General features: G+C 65.6%; 16 protein-coding genes, 1 tRNA gene and 1 pseudogene. 8 read left to right on the forward strand and 10 right to left on the reverse strand.

The annotated features are described in order from the left end of the window. Positions 1-5: 5 nt before the first annotated feature. Positions 6-2288 carry a ribonuclease R gene (gene rnr, locus AZC_RS09635; protein WP_244421851.1) on the reverse strand — a complete coding sequence of 761 codons (2283 nt, stop codon included), beginning with the start codon at positions 2286-2288 and terminating at the stop codon, positions 6-8. Positions 2289-2718: 430 nt separating this feature from the next. Here rnr and AZC_RS09640 point away from each other — a divergent pair, with 430 nt between their 5' ends. Next, positions 2719-4212, forward strand: a complete 1494-nt coding sequence (locus AZC_RS09640) for an MDR family MFS transporter (protein WP_043879153.1) — start codon at positions 2719-2721, stop codon at positions 4210-4212. Positions 4213-4230: 18 nt separating this feature from the next. Here the strand turns inward: AZC_RS09640 and topA are convergent, their stop codons facing one another. Continuing rightward, complete coding sequence (topA, locus tag AZC_RS09645) at positions 4231-6909, reverse strand: type I DNA topoisomerase (protein WP_012170389.1); 2679 nt, start codon at positions 6907-6909, stop codon at positions 4231-4233. Between the two features lie 186 nt (positions 6910-7095). On the opposite strand from topA, the gene AZC_RS09650 reads away from it, so the two are divergent. Next, positions 7096-7341: a hypothetical protein gene (locus tag AZC_RS09650; protein ID WP_043879154.1), complete on the forward strand. Its 246-nt coding sequence runs from the start codon at positions 7096-7098 to the stop codon at positions 7339-7341. On the opposite strand, the gene AZC_RS09655 is transcribed toward AZC_RS09650, so the two are convergent. Then, positions 7313-8500, reverse strand: coding sequence for an MFS transporter (locus tag AZC_RS09655; RefSeq protein WP_012170390.1), 1188 nt, complete (start codon positions 8498-8500; stop codon positions 7313-7315). The two genes, AZC_RS09650 and AZC_RS09655, sit on opposite strands and share 29 nt — an antisense overlap. Positions 8501-8601: 101 nt before the next feature. Here AZC_RS09655 and AZC_RS09660 point away from each other — a divergent pair, with 101 nt between their 5' ends. After that, positions 8602-9177 (forward strand): TetR/AcrR family transcriptional regulator, encoded by a 576-nt coding sequence (locus AZC_RS09660; RefSeq protein ID WP_043879155.1) that lies wholly within the window; start codon positions 8602-8604, stop codon positions 9175-9177. Positions 9178-9244: 67 nt separating this feature from the next. Then, positions 9245-10510: a cyclic nucleotide-gated ion channel gene (locus AZC_RS09665; protein ID WP_244421819.1), complete on the forward strand. Its 1266-nt coding sequence runs from the start codon at positions 9245-9247 to the stop codon at positions 10508-10510. 55 nt (positions 10511-10565) lie between these two features. Here AZC_RS09665 and AZC_RS09670 read toward each other — a convergent pair whose 3' ends face one another. Continuing rightward, positions 10566-11780: an NADP-dependent isocitrate dehydrogenase gene (locus AZC_RS09670; protein WP_012170393.1), complete on the reverse strand. Its 1215-nt coding sequence runs from the start codon at positions 11778-11780 to the stop codon at positions 10566-10568. 260 nt (positions 11781-12040) lie between these two features. Here AZC_RS09670 and AZC_RS09675 point away from each other — a divergent pair, with 260 nt between their 5' ends. From AZC_RS09675 to AZC_RS24835, 4 genes and pseudogenes are all read left to right on the forward strand, one after another. Then, complete coding sequence (locus AZC_RS09675; protein ID WP_244421820.1) at positions 12041-12922, forward strand: cycloisomerase; 882 nt, start codon at positions 12041-12043, stop codon at positions 12920-12922. Positions 12923-13061: 139 nt separating this feature from the next. Further along, a complete protein-coding gene (locus AZC_RS09680) occupies positions 13062-13931 on the forward strand; it encodes an RNA methyltransferase (RefSeq protein WP_012170395.1) in 870 nt (289 codons plus the stop codon). 207 nt (positions 13932-14138) lie between these two features. Continuing rightward, positions 14139-14215 (forward strand) — tRNA-Met (locus tag AZC_RS09685). 222 nt (positions 14216-14437) lie between these two features. Next, positions 14438-14596 (forward strand): annotated as a pseudogene (locus AZC_RS24835) (IS3 family transposase); the annotation flags it as partial. 149 nt (positions 14597-14745) lie between these two features. Here AZC_RS24835 and AZC_RS09690 read toward each other — a convergent pair. From AZC_RS09690 to AZC_RS09715, 6 genes are all read right to left on the reverse strand, one after another. Beyond that, a complete protein-coding gene (locus AZC_RS09690; protein ID WP_012170396.1) occupies positions 14746-16359 on the reverse strand; it encodes an ABC transporter ATP-binding protein in 1614 nt (537 codons plus the stop codon). Further along, positions 16356-17234 carry an ABC transporter permease gene (locus AZC_RS09695; protein ID WP_012170397.1) on the reverse strand — a complete coding sequence of 293 codons (879 nt, stop codon included), beginning with the start codon at positions 17232-17234 and terminating at the stop codon, positions 16356-16358. The genes AZC_RS09690 and AZC_RS09695 overlap by 4 nt, the downstream gene beginning before the upstream one ends. A gap of 10 nt (positions 17235-17244) precedes the next feature. Continuing rightward, complete coding sequence (locus AZC_RS09700) at positions 17245-18186, reverse strand: ABC transporter permease (protein ID WP_012170398.1); 942 nt, start codon at positions 18184-18186, stop codon at positions 17245-17247. Continuing rightward, positions 18186-19763, reverse strand: coding sequence for an ABC transporter substrate-binding protein (locus AZC_RS09705; RefSeq protein ID WP_012170399.1), 1578 nt, complete (start codon positions 19761-19763; stop codon positions 18186-18188). The genes AZC_RS09700 and AZC_RS09705 overlap by 1 nt, the downstream gene beginning before the upstream one ends. A gap of 35 nt (positions 19764-19798) precedes the next feature. Further along, the gene (gene ggt, locus AZC_RS09710; RefSeq protein WP_043879157.1) at positions 19799-21493 is read right to left on the reverse strand and encodes a gamma-glutamyltransferase; all 1695 of its coding nucleotides are present in this window, start codon (positions 21491-21493) and stop codon (positions 19799-19801) included. Positions 21494-21682: 189 nt separating this feature from the next. Next, entirely contained in the window at positions 21683-22648 is a 966-nt protein-coding gene (locus tag AZC_RS09715; protein ID WP_012170401.1) for a LysR substrate-binding domain-containing protein, read from the reverse strand. Positions 22649-22754: the final 106 nt, after the last annotated feature.

The following is a 22754-nucleotide window of genomic DNA, read 5'->3' on the forward strand; positions in this document are numbered from 1 at the left end:
CGTGCCTATCGTCCCTTGCGTGGCGCGCGCCCGGCGGTGCGCTTGGCAAAACCGGCCCGCGCCTTCGCGGCCTTGGAGGCGGGCCGTTCGGCCCCCCGTCCCTTGGCGGACTTGCCCCTCCCCAAATAGGAGCCTTCCGACAGAAGTTCAAACCGCAAGGCTCCCGCTACGGGAGCCGCTTCCACCAGCTTCACCTCCACCCGGTCCCCGATACGGTGCATTTCGCCGGTGCGATCACCCACCAGGGCCTGCCGGGTCTCGTCGAAGCGGTAATAGTCCTGGCCGAGGCTGGCGGCGGGCACGAAGCCGTCCGCGCCCGTCTCGTCGAGCGCCACGAACAGGCCGGCGCGGGTCGCCCCGGTGATGCGGCCCTGGAAGACGGCGCCGATCTGCTCGGCGAGATGATGGGCGATCAGCCGGTCCACCGTCTCGCGCTCCGCCGCCATGGCCCGGCGCTCGGTGGCTGAGATGTCGGCAGAGATTTCCGCCAGCGTCTCGACGGTCGCGGTCTCGGGCAAGGCATCGGCATCTGCACCCAGCGTTCGCAGCAGGCCGCGATGCACCACGAGGTCCGCATAGCGGCGGATGGGCGAGGTGAAATGGGCGTAGCGGCGCAGGTTGAGGCCGAAGTGACCGTAATTCTCCGAGGAATATTCCGCCTGCGACTGGCTGCGCAGGATCACCTGATTGACGAGGGGGGCGCTGTCGCCGCCGTCCACCATGCCGAGGATGCGGTTGAAGTGGGAGGGGCGCACCTGGTCGGTCTTCGGCAGGGAGATGTCGAGCGTCGCCAGAAACTCCCGCAGGGCCGACAGCTTGGCGAGCGTCGGCCCGTCATGGACGCGGAAGATGAGCGGCACCTTCTTCTGCTCGAGCGTCTCGGCGGCAGCCACATTGGCGAGGATCATGAATTCCTCGATGAGGCGGTGGGCGTCGAGCCGGGGCGGGACGATCACCCGGTCCACCGTGCCGTCCTCCTTCAGGAGGATCTTGCGCTCGGGCAGGTCCAGTTCCAGCGGTTGGCGGGCGTCGCGCGCCTGCTTCACGCAGGCATAGGCGGCATAAAGCGGGCGCAGGACGCTTTCCAGCAGCGGCGCGGTGGTGTCGTCGCTCACCCCGTCGATGGCGGCCTGCGCCTGCTCATAGGCGAGCTTGGCTGCCGAGCGCATGAGGATGCGGTGGAAGGAGTGGCTGCGCTTGCGCCCGTCCTTGCCGATGACCATTCGGACGGCAAGCGCGGCACGGTCCTCCTGCGGGCGTAGCGAGCACAGATCGTTGGAGATGCGCTCGGGCAGCATGGGCACCACCCGGTCCGGGAAATAGACCGAATTGCCGCGCAGCAATGCCTCGCGGTCCAGAGCCGAGCCCGGCCGCACATAGGCGGCGACGTCCGCGATGGCGACCGTGACGATGAAGCCGCCCGCATTGTCCGGGTCGTCGTCCGGCACCGCATGGACGGCGTCGTCATGGTCCTTGGCGTCGGGCGGATCGATGGTGACGAGGGGCAGCTTGCGCCAGTCTTCGCGGCCCTTGGCGGTCGCGGGCCTTGCGGCCTCGGCCTCGGCGATCACCTTGGCCGGGAAGGCGTTGGGAATGCCGTGGGCGTGGATGGCGACGAGGCTGATGGCCTTCTCTGTGGCGAGCGAGCCGAGGCGCTCCTTCACCCGCGCGGTGGGCTGGCCGAAGACGCGCTGGTGCATCATCTCCACCGAGACGAGGTCGCCGTCCTCCGCGCCATTCTCGGCACCGGGCGGCACCTGAAGCTCGCGGCCGAGGTTCTTCTTGTCGATGGGGATGATGCGCCCGCCACCGCTGCTGCCGGGAGGCGCCTTTCGGAAGACCCCGAGCTGCTGCTTGCGGGCTTTCTCCAGCACCTTGATGACGCGGCCGGTATAGCCGATGCCGGGCGCGGGATCGTTCGGCTCCACCCGCACCACAATGCGGTCCGAGAGGCCGGGGGCGGGGCCACGCAGCTTGTCCGGGACGTGCAGCAGGATCACCGGCGCATCGCCGTGTTCCTCGCTGTCCCATTCCGTCGGCACGGCCAGCAGTTCGCCGTCGCCATCGCGACCGGTCACATCCACCAGCACCACGCTCGGGAGGCTGCCGGGAACATGCATGCGGCGCCGGCCGCCTTCCACGGCGCCCTCGTCCTTGAGGTCGCGCAGCAACGCCTTCAATTCGATCTTCTGGCCGGAGCCGAGGCCGAAGGCACGGGCGATGTCGCGCTTGCTCACCTTGCCACCCTGCGAGGCGATGAAGGCCAGCACCTCCTCCTTGCCGGGCAGGACGCCGGTGGCCTTGAAGGCGGGGGCGTCCGGCTGGCGCACGGCGCGGGTCTTGCGGCTGGGGGCAGGGCGTTTCGGCGTCGAGGGTCGTTTGGGCAAGGGCGTGTCCCGTGGCCCGCAGTGGCACGGGCAAAAATCCAGTTGCGCCGGGCGGCCTGACAACCCCGTGAGGCGCGCGAGGCCCCGGCACGGGCCGCAGGCTAGTGCAGCGGGCCCCTGATTTCAAAGTCATTCCACGATTTGTGGAAGGCAGCCGCCGCGGCTTGTGGCAGGATTGTGGTGGCGGCGCGCACCTGCCGCATACGTTGCGTCGGCGCCATGCGGCACCGGCCTTGTCCGGTTGGTGGTTGTGAAGAACAATAATCAGTACAACTTAGCATCTGAGGGCACCCCGGACACCGCCGCGCCGCCGGGCGTGCCAGAGGCCCCCATGTCCGTCACTGCCGCCGCTCCTGCCCAGCTCGACCATTCCGAAATCCGCTCCATCCTCTTCGGCGTCATGCTGGCCATGCTGCTGGCGGCGCTGGACCAGACCATCGTGGCCACGGCCCTGCCCACGATCGGCGCCGATCTCGGGGATTTCGAGAGCCTGTCCTGGGTGGTGACGGCCTATCTGCTGACCTCGACCGCCGTGACGCCGCTCTATGGCCGGCTCAGCGACGTGCATGGGCGGCGCATGATGATGCTCATCGCCATCTCGATCTTCTCGGTCGGCTCGCTCGCCTGCGCGCTCGCCCCCAACATGGTGGTGCTGATCTTCGCCCGCGGTCTTCAGGGGCTCGGCGGCGGCGGACTGATCTCGCTGGCCCAGACCATCATTGCGGACATCGTGTCTCCCCGCGAGCGCGGACGCTATCAGGGCTATTTCGCAAGTGTCTTCATGGCGAGCAGCCTGTGCGGGCCGGTGCTCGGCGGCGTGCTGGCGCAGCATCTGCACTGGTCGCTCATCTTCTGGATCAACCTGCCGCTCGGCCTCGCGGCCTATTTCATGACCGACCGCCAGCTCCGCCGCCTGCCGCGCCACGAGCGCAAGGCCAAGGTGGATGTCATCGGCGCCGTGCTGATGGTCGTCTCCACCATTTCCCTGCTGCTGCTTCTGACCTGGGGCGGTGTGCGCTACGCTTGGGATGCGCCGGAAATCCTCGCGCTCGGCGGTGCCGCGGTGATCTTCGCCGTGCTCTTCGTCTGGCGCTTGCGCACCGCCGACGAACCTTTCCTGCCGCTGCCGGTCCTCCTGCATCCGGTGGTGGCGCGCGGCACGGCCACCGCTCTGATGACCATGGGCACGCTGATCGCCCTGTCCATCAATGTGCCGCTCTATTTCGAGACCGCGCGCGGCCTGTCTGCCAGCCAATCGGGCCTCGCCCTCATTCCGCTCATGGGCGGCGTGGTGCTGGGGGCTCTCCTCGCCGGCCGGGCGCTGTTCATGCTCGAGCACTACAAGCGCGTGGCCATCTCCGGTATCGCAGTGGCCATTCTCGGTCTGCTGTTTCTGTCGCTGGGCCCGGAACGGCCGCCGCTGCCGCTGATGCTGCTCGTGTTCGGCCTGATGGGCATCGGCATCGGCTGCGTGCTGCCCATCACCACGGTTTCGATCCAGAACGCCGTGGAGCCGCATCAGATGGGCACCGCCACCGGCACCATGAACTTCTTCCGCTCGCTCGGCTCGGCGGTTCTGGTGGCGGGCTTCGGCGCGGTGCTGATGGCCGCCCTTGGTCTGGGGCCGGGGCAGGGCAATCTCGAACAGCTCATCGGCGGCGCCGATCAGGCGGGGCTCGCCTCCGCCTTCCGTATCGTCTTCGGCTGCGCTTCCGTCACGCTGATGCTGGGGCTTCTTGCGCTGATGAGCATGGAGCAGAAGCCGTTGCGCACGAGCGTCCGAAAGACCTCCGAAGAAGGCGGGGTGGTCGGCGTCGGCGAATAGCGCCGACGCCCTGTCCCGTCACTCCTCGGCCGCGGCGTCCGCCTTGGCCTTGGCGGTCTTCTTCGTCCCCGCAGCCTTGGTGGTGGTCTTCTTGGCGGCGGTCTTGGTCGCAGTCTTTTTGGCCGGGGCCTTCTTCGCAGCGCCGTCGGCGGACGCGCTCTTGCGTGCCGGCTTGCGGGCGCTCGGGGAGGCGGCGGCCTTGGCTTCGATCAGGGCGAGAGCCTGTTCCAGCGTCAGGCTGTCTGGATCCTGCGACTTCGGCAGCGTGGCGTTGATCTTGCCGTGGTTCACGTAAGGCCCGAAGCGGCCCGCGCGCACCGTGATCGCCCCGCCTTCGGTGGGGTGATCGCCCAGCGTGCGCCCGGCCGGCGCCGCGCCGCGACCGCCGCGGCCGCGGGACTGCTTCTCCGCCAACAGCACCACGGCCCGGTTCAGGCCGACGGTGAGCACGTCGTCCGCCGCTTCCAGATTGGCGTAGACCTTGCCGTGCTGGATATAGGGGCCGAAGCGGCCAATGCCGGCGAGGATGGGTTCGCCATCTTCCGGATGGGTGCCGACGCGGCGGGGCAGGGCCAGCAGCGCGAGCGCCGTCTCCAGGTCCACGTCCGCCGGAGCAAGGCCCTTGGGCAGGCTGGAGCGCTTGGGCTTCTCGCCGTCCACCGCCTCGCCGAGCTGGAGATAGGCGCCGAAACGGCCGTCTCGCAGAGTGACTTCGAGGCCGGTCTCGGGATCGGTGCCGAGCTTGCGCACGCCGTCGCCGCCCGCTTCGCCCTCGCCGCCCGAGAGCGGGCGGGTGTAGCGGCATTCGGGATAGTTCGAGCAGCCGATGAAAGCGCCGAACTTACCCATCTTGAGCGACAGGCGGCCGCTGCCGCAGGTCGGGCACAGGCGCGGATCGCTGCCGTCTTCCTTCGCCGGGAAGAGGTGCGCGGTCAGGATCTCGTCGAGGGCGTCGATCACCTGCGAGACGCGCAGCTCCTTGGTGGCGTCCACCGCCAAGGAGAAGTCGTTCCAGAAGTCGCGCAGCACCTGCTTCCAGTCGATCTCGGCGGCGGAGATCTCGTCGAGCTTCTCCTCGAGGTCGGCGGTGAAGTCGTACTCCACATACTTCTTGAAGAAGCTCTGGAGGAAGGCGGTGACGAGCCGGCCCTTGTCCTCGGGAACGAGGCGCTTCTTTTCCAGCTTCACATATTCGCGGTCGCGCAGCACCGCGAGCACGGCGGCATAGGTGGAGGGGCGGCCGATGCCGAGCTCCTCCATGCGCTTGACGAGCGAGGCTTCCGAATAGCGCGGCGGCGGTTCGGTGAAGTGCTGGTCGGTCTTGATCTCGCGCTTGTCGAGGGCTTCGCCGGCGCTCATGGCGGGCAGGCGGCGGCTCTCCTCGTCATCGTCCTCGTCGTCCTTGCCCTCGCGATAGAGGGTCAGGAAGCCGTCGAACTTCACCACCGTGCCGGTGGCGGTCAGCTCCAGCTCGCGGCCGGCGGCCTTGGCGATGATGTCGGCGGTGGTGCGTTCGAGCTCGGCCGATTCCATCTGGCTCGCGATCGTGCGGGTCCAGATCAGCTCGTAGAGCCGGGCCTGTTCCGCATCGAGATGGCGGGCCATTTCGCGCGGATGGCGCGAAGGGTCGGTCGGACGGATGGCCTCGTGGGCCTCCTGCGCATTCTTCGCCTTGGTGGTGTATTTGCGCGGCGTTCCGGGCAGGTAGCGGGCGCCGTACTGCGCCGAGATGGCATTGCGCGTGGCAGTCACGGCCTCCGGCGCCATGTCCACGCCGTCGGTTCGCATATAGGTGATGAGACCGGCCGTTTCGCCGCCGATGTCCACGCCCTCGTAGAGGCGCTGGGCGATCTGCATGGTGCGGGCCGGCGCAAGGCCGAGCTTGCGGCTCGCCTCCTGCTGGAGCGTCGAGGTGGTGAACGGCGGCTGCGGATGGCGCCGCACGGGCTTGGCTTCCACGTTGCGCACGCTGAAGGCCGCCGTGTCGAGGGCCGCGCGGAAGGCGGCGGCCTCCTCGGCCGTGCCCACCGAGAGGCGGGTGATCTTCTTGCCGTCGGCCCCGGACAGGCGGGCTTCGAAGGTGTCGCCGCGCGGCGTCGCCAGCGTCGCGGCGATCGACCAGTATTCCTTGGCGACGAACAGCTCGATCTCGCGCTCGCGGTCGCAGACGAGGCGCAGCGCCACCGACTGCACGCGGCCGGCGGAGCGGGCGCCGGGCAGCTTGCGCCACAGCACGGGAGAAAGGGTGAAGCCGACGAGATAGTCCAGCGCGCGGCGCGCGAGATAGGCGTCCACCAGCGCCACGTCCACGGCGCGCGGGGCCTTCATGGCCTCCAGCACGGCCTGCTTGGTGATGGCGTTGAAGACGACGCGCTCGACCTTCTGGCCCTTCAGCGCCTTCTTCTCCCGCAGCACTTCCAGCACGTGCCAGGAAATGGCCTCGCCTTCGCGATCCGGGTCGGTGGCGAGGATCAGGCCGTCAGCCACCTTGACCGCCTTGGCAATGTCGTTGAGCCGCTTCTGGGCCTTGGGATCAACCTCCCAGAGCATCCGGAAGTCCGCTTCCGGGTCCACCGATCCATCCTTGGAGGGAAGGTCGCGGATGTGCCCGTAGGACGCGATGACCTCGTAGCCTGGTCCGAGATATTTGTTGATCGTCTTCGCCTTAGCCGGCGATTCGACGATGACGACCTGCATTGGACAACAATCTCTTGAGAAACGCCGCGGCCCCTGGCGGCGGTCGCAACATGGGGGGCGATGGCTGGGCTGTCAAATCCCCCCGTCCCCCGTGGCAGGCTCCGGGCATGTCCTCATTATGCAACCATAGGTAAGTTGTTGTTCTTCCCATATCCTTCAGGATGTATGCGGGTGGGGAGAGAGCAGATGGCGGCAGAGACGCACGGCGCCGGCAAGGAGGAGTTTCTCGCTTATGTGGGGCCGCTTGCGGGCGAACTGGCCCGTCTGGCCCGCGCGCACCATCTGCCCACGCTCGCCTATCTGCTGGACATGGTGCGGCTGGAAGCCAAGGGGCAGGCGAGCGTCCACCCGCTGAAGCCCGGAGCGCCTGCGCCGCGGCAGGACCTCGGGTCGGCGGTTGGCCTCACGGCAGACGCACCAGCGCGCCGGTGAGGGCCAGCAGGATGATGAAGGCGCCGTAGAGATCGGCTGTGACCACCAGACCCAGCGTGTGGGCGAGGGCCCCGGCGGCGAGGGCCGGGAGGCTGAAGGCGAGATAGCTCTCCACATAAAAGGCCGACAGCAGCATGCCCCGCTCACCCGGCGTTGCGAGCGGCACCAGCAGGCGCACCGCATTCATGAAGGCGCCGCCGAAGCCGAAGCCCGTTACCAGCATCCCGCCCACCATCACCGGTGCCGAGCCCACATGGGTGCCGGCGAGGATCACGAGAAAGCCGCCGGCGACCAGAAGGCTGCAGATGCGCAGCCCGAGGGGCGGCGCGACCGGGCGCATCAGCAGAACGGCGGAGGCGCCGGGGAGGGTGAGGGCGCACACCAGCAGCCCCCCGAGGATCGGCGAGGTTATCCCGGTTGCCGCCTTTACCAGCGAGGGCATCAGCGAAAGCGAGAAGGCGCCCACGGACCACAAGGCGATATTCGGCGCCGAGACCCGCAGCAGCATGCTGCGCGCCGCCACCGGCACCCGCACCCGCGGCACCAGCGAACCGAGCGCGCCCGGCTTCGTCGGCCCCGTCTCCGGCGTGGCCCAGATGAGCGCCGCCTGAAGGGCGAAGAGGCCGCCGAGTAGAACATAGACGAGGTGCAGCGGCGCGGGTGCATAGAGAATGAGTGTGGCGGTGCCCAGTGCGCCGACAGCCATGCCCACCATGGGCGTGATGCTGCTGACCAGCGGCCCGATCCGGCGGTCGCAATCGATCACCCCGGCGCCGATGGCGGCCGTCGCCGCGCCGCTGGCATAGCCCTGCACGAGGCGGGCGAGAATCAGGTGGTTCACGTCCGCAGCGGCGAAGAAGAGCGCCATGGAGGCGAGTTCCAGCGCCAGCGCGCCAAAGATCACCGGCCGGCGGCCCACATGGTCGGACAGGGCGCCGATGGTGAGGAGTGCCGCCAGCAGGCCGAAGGCATAGCTGGCGAAGACGAGCGTCAGCGTCGTCGGCGAGAAGCCCCACTGCTCCTGATAGAGGCGGTAGAGCGGCGTCGGCGCGGCGGAGGCGGCGAAGAAGGCGCCGAGGATCGCTCCCTGCAACGCGAGCGTCAGGGAGAGCCGAAGGCCCGTCGGGGGGAGGGGTGCGGCGTCCGTAGCCATGGACATGGGAGGCCTGAACTCTTATTGCAAAGAATGTGCGTTAGTGCGTTCTTAGCGCCTTCACGTAGCTAAAGCAAATTATTTGCGTTAATAGGATCGCAGTGAGAATGGGTGAGGAGACGGGTCGCAAGGGGCTGAGGCCGGGCGGGCGCAGTGCGCGCGTTCAGGCCGCTGTCCATGCCGCCGTCCGGGACCTTCTGGCCGAGCGCGAGCGGGGCGAGATCAGCGTGCCGCTGGTGGCCGCCCGCGCCGGCGTCACGCCCTCGACCATCTATCGCCGCTGGGGCGATCTGCAGGACCTTCTGGCCGATGTGGCGCTGGAGCAGATGCGCCCCGACACGGATCCGGCGGAGACCGGCACGCTCCGAGGCGATCTCATCGCCTGGGTGGACCAGTATCGCGAGGAGATGTCCTCGGCGCCCGGCACGGCCATGATCCGGGATGTTCTCGCCAGTCTCGAAGGCTCCGACCCCGCACGCCAGTGCTGCGCCATCTCGCAGGCGCAACTGTCGGTGATCTTCGCGCGGGCGGCAGCCCGGGGGGAGGCGGTGCCGGACCTCGATCTGGCAACCGACCTGTGCATCGCGCCTGTCGTCTACCGCATCCTCTTCACGGACCGCCCCATGGACGGCGACTACGTGCGCACCCTGGTGGACCGCCTTCTGATGTCGCTGCGGCCGTAAATCTCTCTGGACGAAGATGCGACAGTCTTGCGCTGCGTCAGGACGCCATGCTGCCTCTTGGAGCATCATGGAACCGTCTGGATCGGGCGAGGCGGCAGTGGACGCAACGTGGGACATGAAGCGGTGGCGCAAGCGCGTCTATGAGGTGCTTGAGCGCGACGCCGTGCGCGACACGACCGCCCATGTGGTGCATGTGGGCCTCATCCTGCTCATCCTCGGCAATGCGGCGGGGGCGGTTCTGGAGACGGTGCCGGAGATCGATACGGAATACCGGATCGAGCTGCATCTGTTCGAGATGTTCTCCTTCCTCGCCTTCAGCACGGAATATGCGCTCCGCCTCTGGGCGGCGCCCGAGCATCCCCGCTTCCGGGGGCTTCCTTCCGCCAAGGCGCGCTTTCGCTATGCGCTGACCGCCAACGCCATCATTGACCTTCTCTCCGTGCTGCCCTTCGGCCTCGTGCTGCTGGTGCATGCGGACCTGCGCACGCTGGCCCTCTTCCGGCTGGTGCGCTTCATGAAGCTTGCCCGCTATTCGCCGGGCCTCGCCTCGCTGGTGGAAGCGATCCGCAACGAGCGTCACGCTCTGGTGGCCTGCTTCGGCATCATCGGCGCTGTGGTGCTGATTTCCGCCTCCGCCATGTATATCGCCGAGCGGGAGGTGCAGCCCAAGGTCTTCGGCTCCATCCCGCTCGCGGCCTGGTGGGCGGTGGTGACGGTGACCACGGTCGGCTATGGCGACGCGGTGCCGGTGACCCTCGTCGGGCGGCTGATCGCGGCCGCCACCATGCTCTGCGGCCTCATCATGCTGGCGCTCCCCGTGGGCATCATCGCCTCGTCCTTCGCGGATGTGATCCGGCGGCGGGACTTCGTCGTGACCTGGGGGATGGTGGCGCGCGTGCCGCTGTTTGCGGACCTCGATGCCGCCGGCATCGGCGAGATCCTGCGCATCCTCTCCTCCCACACGGCCCAGCCCGGCGAAATCCTGGCGCGGCGGGGCGACCCGGCCCGCTCGATGTATTTCATTCTCTCCGGCGAGGTGCAGGTGGAGCTGGAAGAAGGCATCGTGCTCCTGGGAGAGGGGCAGTTCTTCGGCGAGATGGCGCTGCTCTCCCGCACGGTGCGGAGCGGCACCATCCGCTGCCTGACCCGCACCCAGCTGCTCATCCTCGACGGCCGCGACCTAGAGGACCTGATGGCGCGCCGTCCGGAAATCCGCAAGCGCATCGATGATCTTCGGGGCACGCGCACGCTGCACCCGCTGAAGCCGCGCGGCGACATCCTCTCCGAGGAAATGGGCAGCCCCGGAGACGACAACGGCCCGCGCCGCTCCTGACGAGCGAGGCGGGCCGCCGGAAAGGACCGGGCGCCGGTGAGGGCGCCCGGCGGCATCAGGCCGCGAGGGCCTTTGCGAGGTTCTCGGACACCTTGTCGAGGAAGCCCGTGGTGGACAGCCACTTCTGGTCGGCGCCGACCAGCAGGGCGAGGTCCTTGGTCATGTCGCCGGCCTCGACCGTATCGACGCAGACCTTCTCGAGCGTATCGGCGAAGCGCTTCAGCTCGTCATTGCCGTCGAGCTTGGCGCGGTGCGCGAGGCCACGGGTCCAGGCGAAGATGGAGGCGATGGAGTTGGTGGAAGTCTCCTTGCCCTTCTGGTGCTCGCGATAGTGGCGGGTCACCGTGCCGTGGGCGGCTTCAGCCTCGACAGTCTGGCCATCGGGAGTCATCAGCACGGAGGTCATCAGGCCGAGCGAGCCGAAGCCCTGGGCCACGATGTCGGACTGCACGTCGCCGTCATAGTTCTTGCAGGCCCACACATAGCCGCCGGACCACTTGAGGGCGGAAGCGACCATGTCGTCGATCAGGCGGTGCTCGTAGGTCAGCTTGCGCTTCTCGAACTCGGCCTTGAACTCGGTGTCGTAGATCTCTTGGAAGATATCCTTGAAGCGGCCGTCATAGGCCTTCAGGATCGTGTTCTTCGTGGAGAGATAGACCGGATAGTTCCGCATCAGGCCGTAGTTCAGCGAGGCGCGGGCGAAATCGCGGATCGACTCGTCCAGGTTGTACATGGACAGGGCAACGCCAGCGCCCGGGAACTTGTAGACTTCCTTCTCGATCTTCGTGCCGTCCTCGCCCACGAAGGAGATGGTCAGCGTGCCCTTGCCGGGCACCTTGAAGTCGGTGGCGCGATACTGGTCGCCGAAGGCATGGCGGCCGACCACGATCGGCTGCGTCCAGCCCGGCACGAGGCGCGGCACGTTCTTGCAGATGATGGGCTCACGGAAGATCACGCCGCCGAGGATGTTGCGGATGGTGCCGTTCGGCGACTTCCACATTTCCTTGAGGTTGAATTCCTTCACGCGGGCTTCGTCGGGAGTAATCGTGGCGCACTTGACGCCCACGCCGTGCTTCTTGATGGCGTTCGCCGCGTCGATCGTGACCTGATCGTTGGTCGCGTCGCGGTTCTCGACCGAAAGGTCATAATACTCGAGGTCGATATCAAGGTAGGGGTGGATCAGCTTGTCCTTGATATACTGCCAGATGATCCGCGTCATCTCATCGCCGTCGAGCTCGACGACCGGATTTGCGACCTTGATCTTCGCCATGGGTGACACCTCACGCGGATTCGTATCGTAATGGGGCCTCAGCGCCGGTCCACGCAGCCAGGCGCCGGTGTGCGCGTGATACTCCGATGCCGGCCCGAGCGGAAGAAGGGCATTGCGCCGACTTTAGGACAAGGTTTTCAGCCGGGCGGGCCGAGACGGCCTGTGGGAATGGGCGAGGGGTGTCGCGCGCCCGTCACAGCCGCTTGATAGGGGGCGCCGGATCGAAGCCTTGCGGGGCGCCGCCCCGACCGGAGCCCGCCATGACCATCCGCCCCGTTCTGACCGTACGACCCGCGAGCGCAATGGCCCGCCGTGCCGGCGCCGGCCTTGCGCTCGCCCTTGTTCTGGCCGCGCCCGCCGCCTCGGCGCAGGAACTGCGCCCCGCCGCCCAGACCATCGCCCGCTTCGAGGTGCCTGAGGCGCGCCAGGCGGTGGCGGTGACGGACCGTTATGCCTATGCCATCGACAACCGCATCATCGTCAAGCTGGACAAGGCGACCGGCAAGCCCCTGGCCAAATGGGAGGGGCCGAAGGCCGGCCCCATCATCCATATGGACAGCGGCGTGGTGCGCGACGGCAAGCTCTACACCGCCCACTCCAATTATCCCGACTGGCCGATGACCAGCTCCATCGAGGTCTGGGATGCGGAAAGCCTGAAGCATCTGGAAAGCCACAGCTTCGGCATCGAGCGGGGCTCGCTCACCTGGCTGGACCGCGATCCGCAGGGCCGCTGGTGGGGCGCCTTCGCCAATTACAACCGCGTGTTCGACAAGAGCCCGCTCGCCTACGGCAACAAGTACGCCACCCAGATCGTGCGCTTCAATCCCGACTGGAGCATCGCCGAGGCCTTTGTCTATCCCGATGCGCTGGTGGCGAAGTTCCAGGACATGAGCAATTCCGGCGGCGCCTTCGGGCCGGACGGGAGGCTCTACATCACCGGCCACGACAATGCCGAGCTTTACGTAGTGGCGCCGCCCGAGATGGGCTCGGTGATGCGCTGGCAGGAGACCATCCCGCTGGAGATTGCCGGCCAGGGCTTTGCCTTCGACCCTTCAGATCCCGGCGTGGTGTGGGGCATCATCCGCGGCAAGACCGCCGCCGGCAGCCTCATCACCGTCAGCCGCCTGCCCGCGCGGCCCTGAGACGGCGTGCCGGAGCCGGCGAGGGCACGAGGCGGCTTTGCTCCATCCGGTTCCGGCTCTATGACGGGCGCATGTCTGAGCACGTTCTTTCTTCCATGCCGCCCGCTGTCCCTTACCCGTCCTGCCGGGGAGGGCGCTGATGCCCGGCGCCGGAACCGACAGCACGAAGCCCTGGATCGCCGGCGGGCCGGTGGTGATCCTCGTCGAGCCACAGCTCGGCGAGAATGTCGGCTCGGCGGCGCGGGCCATGGGCAATTTCGGCCTCTCCCGTCTGCGCGTGGTGAACCCGCGCGAGGGCTGGCCGAACGAGAAGGCGCGCATCTTCTGCGCCGGTGCGGACCGAATTCTCGACGACGCCCAGCTTTTCCCCGACCTGCGCAGCGCGCTGGCGGACGTGTCCTATGCCGTGGCCACCACGGCCCGCGAGCGCGGCATGGCCAAGCCGGTGAATGGCGCGGACGTGGTCGCGCAGGATGCGGTGGTGCGCCTGAAGGCGGGTGAGGACGTGGCGCTGGTCTTCGGCCGCGAGCGCACGGGTCTCTATACGGAAGAAGTGTCGCTCTGCGATTCGATCCTCACCCTGCCGGTCAATCCCGCTTTCGCCTCGCTGAATCTGGCTACCGCCGTGGCTGTGACCGCCTATGAATGGTCGAAGGCGGCCACCGGCAATGCTCTGCCCTTCGTCATGCCCGAGCGCTCGCCGCCGGCGGACAGGGTCGATCTTTTCGCCTTCTTCGATCATCTGGAGCGGGAACTGGAGGAGGCGGCTTTTTTCCGTTCGCCGGAAAAGGCGCCTTCGACCACGCGCAACATCCGCAACATCTTCCATCGCTGCGAGCTCACCAAGCAGGATCTCGCCACCTTGCACGGCATGATCACCGCGCTGGTTGAGGGGCGCGAAGGCCGTGAGCAGCGCAAGGCCGAGCGCAACGCCAAGGCCGCCGCCAAGCGCAATCCGGCCTCCGGCACGGACATCGGCGCAGCCGGGGAGGGCGGCGCGGAGGGTTGAGCCCGACGCGGGTCTGCCATCCCCACATCCTCGCTGGGCTGGAAACCTTTGCCGGGAAACGGTTTGGCGGTCCAGTCCGCCGGGCGCCATCCACAGGTGGCCCTTTCGCGGCGCTTTTTTTGGGCTTGGGGGTTTCAATGCCGGGGGGCGCTTGCTACATACGCCTCACCGAAGCAGACGGTTCGCCGGCAAGCAGTTCGGTTCTGACGCGGGGTGGAGCAGCCCGGTAGCTCGTCAGGCTCATAACCTGAAGGTCACAGGTTCAAATCCTGTCCCCGCAACCAAATTATAAGTGAGATCAAGGGGTCGGACGAAAGTCCGGCCCCTTTTTCCATCCGAAGCACCCAAGCACAACTCTAGCCCAAAATTTGTCCGCCATTTCGGTTTTGGTACATTCCGGAATATCAGAATGCGAGCATGGCTAGACCCGAGATCTTTGGCGGTCTGAACCACTCCCGATTTGCCGGAGGCCTGAGCGGCGCGATCCGCGGGGATGTCGGCCAGGGCGCGGCCCCTGGCGATCCGACGAGGCGCTCGAGCATGCCACGCTCGAATGGGGCGACTGGTTCAATACCCACCGGCTCCTTGAGCCCGTCGGCAATATCCCGCCCGCCGAAGCCGAGGCCGCCTACTATGCCGCGTTCGCGCCGTCCGCTATGGCTGCGTGGCCCAAGCCATCCGGCCTCCGGCAAACCCCGGGCGGTTCAGGCTCTCCTTTACGCCGGAGGAGAAAAGGGCCTCACGTCAATGTCGATGGGATGAGCAAACGGGGAGCGCTTCAACGGCCGCCAGGCCATGCAAAAGCAAAACGTAATCATATCGCTCCCGGGCGCAAAACGGCCGCCGCAAGAAGCTCGCGAGTATATGGCTGCTGGGGTGAACCGAAGACCTCGCCAGTGGGGCCTATTTCTACGATCCGCCCCTGCCGCATAACCGCGATGCGATTGCAAATATTAGAGGCCACCCGCAGATCGTGGGTAACAAATATCATTGAGAAGCCGAGCTGCTTCTGAAGCTGGTTCAACAATTCCAGCACTTGCGCTTGTACCGACACGTCGAGGGCTGACACCGCCTCATCAGCGACGATAACGGAAGGCTCCATAGCCAGCGCGCGCGCGATACAGATGCGCTGTCGCTGGCCGCCCGAGAACTCGTGCGGAAAACGGTCCAGAGCCTCTTTGGGGAGGCCCACCAGTTCCATCAGCTCGCCAGCTCGTTCCGTGGCTCGCGACGTGGGGACTCCGTGCTGAACGGGCCCCTCAGTGATTGACTGAAGGATACGGCGGCGCGGATTGAGCGATTTGTAGGGATCCTGGAAAACCATTTGGATGTTGCGACGAAACTGGCGCAGCTTGGCGCCCGTGAGCGAGAGAACATCGTTGCCCCTGAACAGGATGGTCCCCTCGTCGACCGGCTCGAAGCGAAGGATGGCCTTGGACAGGCTTGTCTTTCCCGAACCGGACTCGCCGACCACGCCCAGCGTTTCGCCTGCTGCCAGATCGAATGACACGCGATCGAGCGCACGGGTCACGCGCGCGGGGCGGAACAGGTTGGAAGTGCGGTAGGTGAGGCTGAGGTCGCTTACCGATAAAAGAGGCTCGGCTGTTTTCTCAGGACTCGGGCGGCAATTGAGCCGCGGGACCGCGCTGATAAGGGCTCGGGTGTAGGGGTGGCGAGGCTTTTCGAGTATCTGAGAGGGCAGCCCCTGCTCAACGACCTCCCCGTGCCGCATGACGACCACGTAATCCGCGATCGCGGACACAACATCGAAGTCGTGCGTGATCATCAGTACGCCGCTCTCGTGCTTGATCAGCAACTCGCGCATCAGCCGCAGAATCTGAGCCTGCGTGGTTACATCAAGTGCGGTCGTCGGTTCGTCCGCGATGATCAGAGCCGGTTCGAGAGCCAGGGCCATCGCAATCATGACGCGCTGGCGCTGCCCGCCCGACAGTTGATGCGGAAATGAGCGGCGGAGCAGCGCCGGATCCGGAAGATGCACGTCCGAAAGCAGCGCGAGCACCCTCTTCTCCACATCGGCGGCAGGTGTGCCCGGCCGGTGAATGCGGATCACCTCCCCGATCTGGTCGCCAATGCGCATGACCGGGTTGAGCGCCGTAAGTGGTTCCTGAAAAATCATCGCCATCCGATTGCCGCGCAAGGCGCAGATTCGCTCAGGCGAAGCCTGCGCGATATCCTCGCCCTCCAGGCGAATGTGGCCGCTGGCGATCCGCAGCGTCCGTTCAGGCAGCAGGCGCATAACCGCAGCCGCCGTGACCGACTTGCCTGATCCGGACTCCCCGACGACACAAACGATTTGGCGTTTGCGCACGGCGAGTGAGAGATCGTGAACCGCGAACCGCCGGTCGAGGCCATGCGGCAGGGCGATCGACAGGTGCTCGATTTCGAGAACGGGCGCATCGGTGGTCATGACGTCGCTCCGGTTGCACGAGACAGGCGTGGATCCAGACGATCCCGCAGCCCGTCGCCCAGCAGGTTCACGGCCATCACTGTCGCTGCCAGGAAGAGCCCCGGCGCGATGATGGTCCAGGGGGCGCGTTGAAACACAGCTCTTCCCTCGGCCAGTACGTTGCCCCAGCTCGGCATGTCGGGCGGGAACCCGACGCCGAGGAAGCCCAGAACCGCTTCCGCGAGCATGGCAGCCGCGAACATATAGGTGGTCTGCACAATGAGCGGGGCGAGGCATGTCGGCAGGATGTGGCGCAGCAGCACCAGATAGCCGGGGATGCCAAGCCCTTCCGCCGCACGCACATAGGATTCTTCCCGTACGCTGAGAACGACACTGCGAACGAGGCGGGTGACACGCGGAATTTCTGAGAAAGTGATCGCGGCGACGATGGAGAAGAGGCTGGGGCCGACCAGGCACACCAAAGCCACCGCGAACAACAGGCTGGGGATCGCCATCATGCCATCCATGAGACGCATGATGACGGCATCAAAGGCACGCAGATATCCGGCAACGAGGCCCAGAAGAGAGCCGATTACCGCACCTGCCAGCGCGCACAGCAGTCCCACCAGAAGAGACAGGCGCCCACCATGTACGACAAGCGCGAAGACGTCTCGACCCAACGCGTCAGTGCCGAACCAGAACGCGCTGTCCGGCGCGCGGAAGCGCAGACGTGGTCGTATCAGGAAGGGGTCTGTTCCTGCGATCTGGGGAGCAAAGATGGCCGACAGCACGACCAACAGCAGGATCGTGCCGCCGAACAGGAGCGCAGGGTTGGCGAGCAGCTCACCCAAGCGCAGGCGACGGGCATGGGATTGCATGCTCCCGATAGCGGACATGGGTAGGCCCTCAATAGCGGATGCGGGGATCGACGATCACGTAAGCAATGTCGATCAACAGATTCACGCCGATGAATATGGAGGCGAAGAACAGCATCAGGCCCTGGACCACCGGGTAATCGCGGGCGAGGATCGCGTCGATCGTCAACCGGCCAACTCCGGGGATGTTGAACACGCTTTCCGTAACGACGACGCCGCTGATGAGCAAAGCGAGGCCAAGGCCGACAACTGTGATGATCGGCACCGCGGCATTAGGTAGGACGTGCCGCCATAGCACACGTGTGGGCCGGTTGCCTTTCGCTCGCGCCGTCCGCACGAAATCCTCTCCGAGCACCTCGAGCACGCTCGAGCGGGTGACGCGTGCGATCAGAGCCATGAAGACCAGCGCTAGGGTGACGGAAGGCAGGAACAGGTGCCGCGCCGCCGCCACGGGATCTGAGAGCGGACTGACATATCCCTGCACCGGAAACAGATCGGTTTTAACTGCCAGCAGCAGAATGAGCACGTAGCCGATGACGAAGGCCGGGACGGAAAAGCCGATGACGGACAAGACCATCACCCCGCGGTCGATCCAGCTATTGTGCCGCCACGCCGCTAAGGCTCCGAGGGGCACGGCGAGGAGCACGGTGATGACGATCGCGCTCAGCGCGAGAACCATCGTCGGTTCCAACCTGTCACGGATCAGAGTGAGGACAGGCACGCGGGACAGGACTGAGGTGCCGAAATTGCCATGAGCCATCTCGACGAGCCAGGTCACGTATTGCACCGGTAAGGATCGATCCAGGCCGAGCTCCTGCCGGATATTAGAGAGAGCCTCAGGCGTGGCATTTTCACCAGCGAGCACCTGTGCGGGGTCACCGGGGCTGAGGCGCAGGAGTACGAAAACGATGGTCGCTACGACGAGAAGAACGGGAAGGACGGTGGCGATGCGCATGGCGATCAGGCGCGTCATCATGCCTTGGTCACTCCCCACATCACCATGACGGGTGCGGGCACGTAGCCGGTGACATTGGAGCGGAAAGCCTCGTAGTCGTAATACGTGCCGAGCGGAATATAGAAGACGAGGTCGTACGCGCGCTTCTGGAGTTCGGCAGCGATCGCCTTCTGGCGAGCTGGATCGGTCGCGCGCTCGTACTGATTTTTGAGATCAGTGGTCTCGGGATCGTCGACGAAACCGCTATATCCCGACTTTCCTCGGGCATCGAAATTTGGGTTGCCGAGCGGAGATATCAGGTCGAGCCGATCAAAGACCGCATGGGCGATGTTCCAACCACCTTCGGATACTGGCCCCGGCTTTGCTCTCCTGGCAAGGAAGGTGCTCCATTCCATGGTCTGGATCTCGCTTGCCATGCCGATCTGTTGCAGCAACTGCTGGGTCAGAGGCGCGAGCGGCGCAAAGGATGCGATGTCGCCGGGGGTGATGATGACGACCTTTTCGCCCTTGTAGCCAGATTCCTTCAGAAGAGCGCGGGCCGTTTTGACGTCAGGCTTGCCTGTGTCACGGAAACCGTCATCGACTTCCAACTGAGTCCCGCAACCAAAAAGAGCAGGACATATTTGGTAAGATTTGGGATCGCCGATCGAGGCGTCCATATAGTCCTGCTGTGTCACCACCGCTTGAACTGCCTGACGGGCTTTGAGGTTGTCAAACGGTGGTTGGGCCCAGTTGAAGCGTATGGTTGACGCCATGGGGCCAAAGCGCCGGCGGAGCGTGACACCGCGATCGCCGTCTAAGAGCGAGCGCTGATCGGCATTCATGTTTTCCAGCAGATCGATCTCGCCTTTGGCCAAGGCATTGATGGCCGTCTGCTTACTGGGAAACCAGAGCGCCTCCACGCGGTCCACCTTCACCACCTTGCCTCCGGCGAGACCGTCCGGCGGCTCCGCACGAGGAACGTAATCGGCGAAACGTTCATAGGCCCAACTGACTCCGGGACGGAAATCAGAAGCGATGAAGCGAAACGGTCCAGATCCAACGACCTCCTCCAGCGGCTTATCCGGCGGCAGTTCGGCGATGCGCCGCGGCATCACGAACAGCGGAATTGAGCTCGGACGGGCCATCGCCTCGAGAGTCGGCCCGAATGGCGTCTTCAGCGCGATACGAAAGGTTTTGTCGTCGAGGGGCCTGATGTCGGACATTGCGGATGCGAGGCGCAGGCCGACCACATCCTTCTTGGCCCACCTCGTAATGGAGGCCACGCAATCCTCGGCTGTCACCGGCCGATTATCGTGGAACAGTAAGCCCTCCCGAAGCGTGAAGGTGTAGGATAGCTGGTCGTCGCTGACGGTCCACTCCTTGACCATCTGAGGCTGCGGCCGATAAGCGGCGTCGATCGAGAAAAGGGTATCATAGACCATATAAGCGTGGTTGCGCGTGATGTAGGCGCTCGTGGTCACCGGATCGAGCACCCGCAGTGCGGCGTGCGGCGCAATGCGGATCGTTCTGCGTCCCTGAGCCAGGGATGAGCGGGTGGTCGCCAGCAACGTGGCGGCGGACCATATCAATGCTTCGCGTCGGTTGATCTGCATGATGATTCCCCTCGGTGGCCGCCGGCCTTATTTGTTCAGTAGACCCGTCCACGACGGGGATCCGGCCAGAACGAGGTGCCGGCCCGGGCGCTGCCGCCGCCCAGCCCCATGGGGACGCCGTCGGCGCGCCAGCAGGCCGCGCCTGTCATCCGACCATCGTCTGAAAACCCGATCGCGCACATGCCACCTGCCACGTGGTCCACGCCGACGACGCGATGCCCCATGGTCGCGAGCGTGTCACGGATCTCGACCGGAACGCTGGTCTCGATCTCCACCTCTTGGCCCCAGGTGAAGACGCGGGGCGCTTCCACCGCCTCCTGAACGTCCATTCCATGGTCGATGAGGTTCAAAACGGCCTGCATGGCCGAGGCGGGGATCCGGTGCGCTCCCGGCAGGCCCAGCGCGAAGACCGGACGTCCCTCCTTCTTCCCGATGAGGGCCGTGATGCCGCTGGTGATCCGCTTGCCCGGTTCCAGCGAGAGCGCATTTCCGGGATGGGGATCGAACAGGTACATGTAGTTGTTCGGAATGATGCCCGTGCCGGGGATGATGATGCGGGCGCCGAACAGGCTGTTGATGGTCTGGGTCGACGTAACGATATTGCCCTCGGCGTCAGCCACCGTGACATGGGTCGTGTTGGCGGACTCGTTTGAACGAATCCGGGCCTCGAACGTGCTCGCCCGTGCGACGTCGATCTCCATTCGACGCTGGTCAGCATAGGCCTTCGAGATCAGCCGTTCGACAGGCACATCCACAAAGGCGGGGTCCGCGGTGACAGCCCTCCTGTCAGCTGCCGCGATCTTCAGCGCTTCGAGGACGAGGTGCAGCGTTTCGCGGGTCCCGAAGCCGGAATCGGCGATATTGTAGGCCTCAAGGAGATTAAGGATCTGCAGCGTATGTACGCCGCCTGCACAAGGCGGCGGCGGTCCGACGATCTCAAAGCCGCGATAGGTGCCCCGGACGGGTTCACGCGTGACCGTCCGGTATCTCTCCAAGTCCTCGAAGCGAAGGAAGGAACCGGCACCGGCCAAATAATCTGCGACGCGGCGACCAAGCTCACCGCCGTAAAGCACCTGTGGCCCTTCTTCAGCAATGAGGCGCAGCGTATTGGCATAGTCTTTCTGGATCAGAAGGTCTCCGGCGCCGAGTGGGCGGCCATTCGGCAGGAAAACAGCGGCGATGGCTGCGTCGAGCGCGAGGTCCGGGGCAATTTCCGCGATGCAGGTGGCGAGATAGGGAGAAAGGCGAAAACCCCGCTCGGCGTGGCGGATAGCCGGCGCAATGAGATCGGACAGTGGCAGCCGGCCGAACTGTCCAGCCGCCTCACACCACGCTTTCAGCGTTCCGGGAACCGCCACCGCTTTGGGGCCAACGCGGTTGGCGCGGCCCTTCGCCTCCATGTAATCGGGCCAGGTGTCGGAGATTGGCGTAAAGCTATCCGAACGCGCAGCCGCGGGGGCCGTCGAGAGACCATCAAGCACGACTTCCCGGCCGTCAGCGAGACGGATCAGGGCCGCTCCACCTCCAAAGATGCCAACCATCATCGGCTCGACCACCGTGAGCGTGAATAACGCTGCGATGGCGGCATCCACTGCATTGCCCCCGGCCGCCATCATCTCGACCGCGGCGGCGGAGGCCAAGGGGTGGTTGGTGACCGCCATACCCCGGCTGGCAGTGACGGCTGTCTTCTCGCAAATGAAGGAAGTCCCCGCGCGGCTACGCCAATCCATTTTCGGTCCGCCTGATTCCAGCCACCGCCCCGGGGGAAGACCCCTCGCAGTTCGACGGCACACCTCTGGTTATGTGCGCAGTGGGTCGTCCGCCCGGCTTGGAGCGCCGACTTGCACCTTTGTTGGTCTGGAGATTATCGGCGCAGTTTCAGCCATCAGTCCAATATGCGGTTTTGGCTTTCTTGATAATCACGACTTCTTAGACCGCCCGCGCACCGGGGACGGCTCGGATCCAGAGAAGGCAGAACGCCGGGCGTGGGCCGCGAAGGCCCGTGCGACGGGTGACGGCTCGCTCCGCCGGAATGCTACGGCAAGCTCCGCCAACACCTTGGCATCGGCGATCGGCCGATATTGGAGGCCTGGAACCTGAATGCAGCGGACCGATTGGGGCACCAAGGCCACGCCGAGCCCAACCGCAACCATGCTCGCTATTGTGACGAAGTCGCGCCCCTGAGGACCGAGCCTGGGAAAGAAACCTGCCATTCGGCACGCAGAAGTGGTGTGCTTGAGAAAACTGACTTCCGGCGGATGGTGTGGCGTTATGAAAATGTCCTCATTGAGCGAGGCGAGTGCGACCTGCTCGCTCGCGCCCTGTGGGTGAGCCTCCGGCAGAGCCAGAACGATATCCTCGAACAGGACCGGGATGGTACCGATGCCGACTGGAAGTGGCACCGGCGGACGGATAAAGCCGATATCCAGCCGTCCCTGGTCGAGTTGATCGAGCTGCTGCTGCATTTCCATTTCGGAAATCTGCAGCTCCACCTCCGGATAGCTCGACCGAAACTTCCCGACCATGGTCGTAAGAACCCCAGTATAGGCCGCCGACCCGACATAGCCGATGGCGATCCGTCCGACCTCGCCGCGCCCGGCGCGGCGGGCCACGAGCATGGCGCTCTCGGCATGGGCCAGTGTCTTGCGCGCCTCGTGCATGAAAAGCTCTCCCGCGAGGGTCAATCGAACCGTGCGGCGGGTGCGGTCAAACAGAGGCGTGCCGACGATCTCCTCCAGCTTCTTGATCTGCTGGCTGAGGCCGGGCTGGGCGATGCGCAGCCGTTCGGCGGCCCGCCTGTAGTTCAGCTCCTCGGCGGTGGCGAGGAAATAACGTAGGTGGCGCAGCTCGATCTGTTCGGCGCCCTGCCTGCCTTGGAATGACATGTGTCTAATAACCCTGGGTTCTCAAAAGGCCGCCGGCTGCATATTGGACTGATCCAACCTCGGGCAGCAATATTGATGGACAGCTTTCATCGATCGACGCGGCACG

It is taken from the genome of Azorhizobium caulinodans ORS 571 (assembly GCF_000010525.1).
Classification (GTDB): Bacteria; Pseudomonadota; Alphaproteobacteria; order Rhizobiales; family Xanthobacteraceae; genus Azorhizobium; species Azorhizobium caulinodans.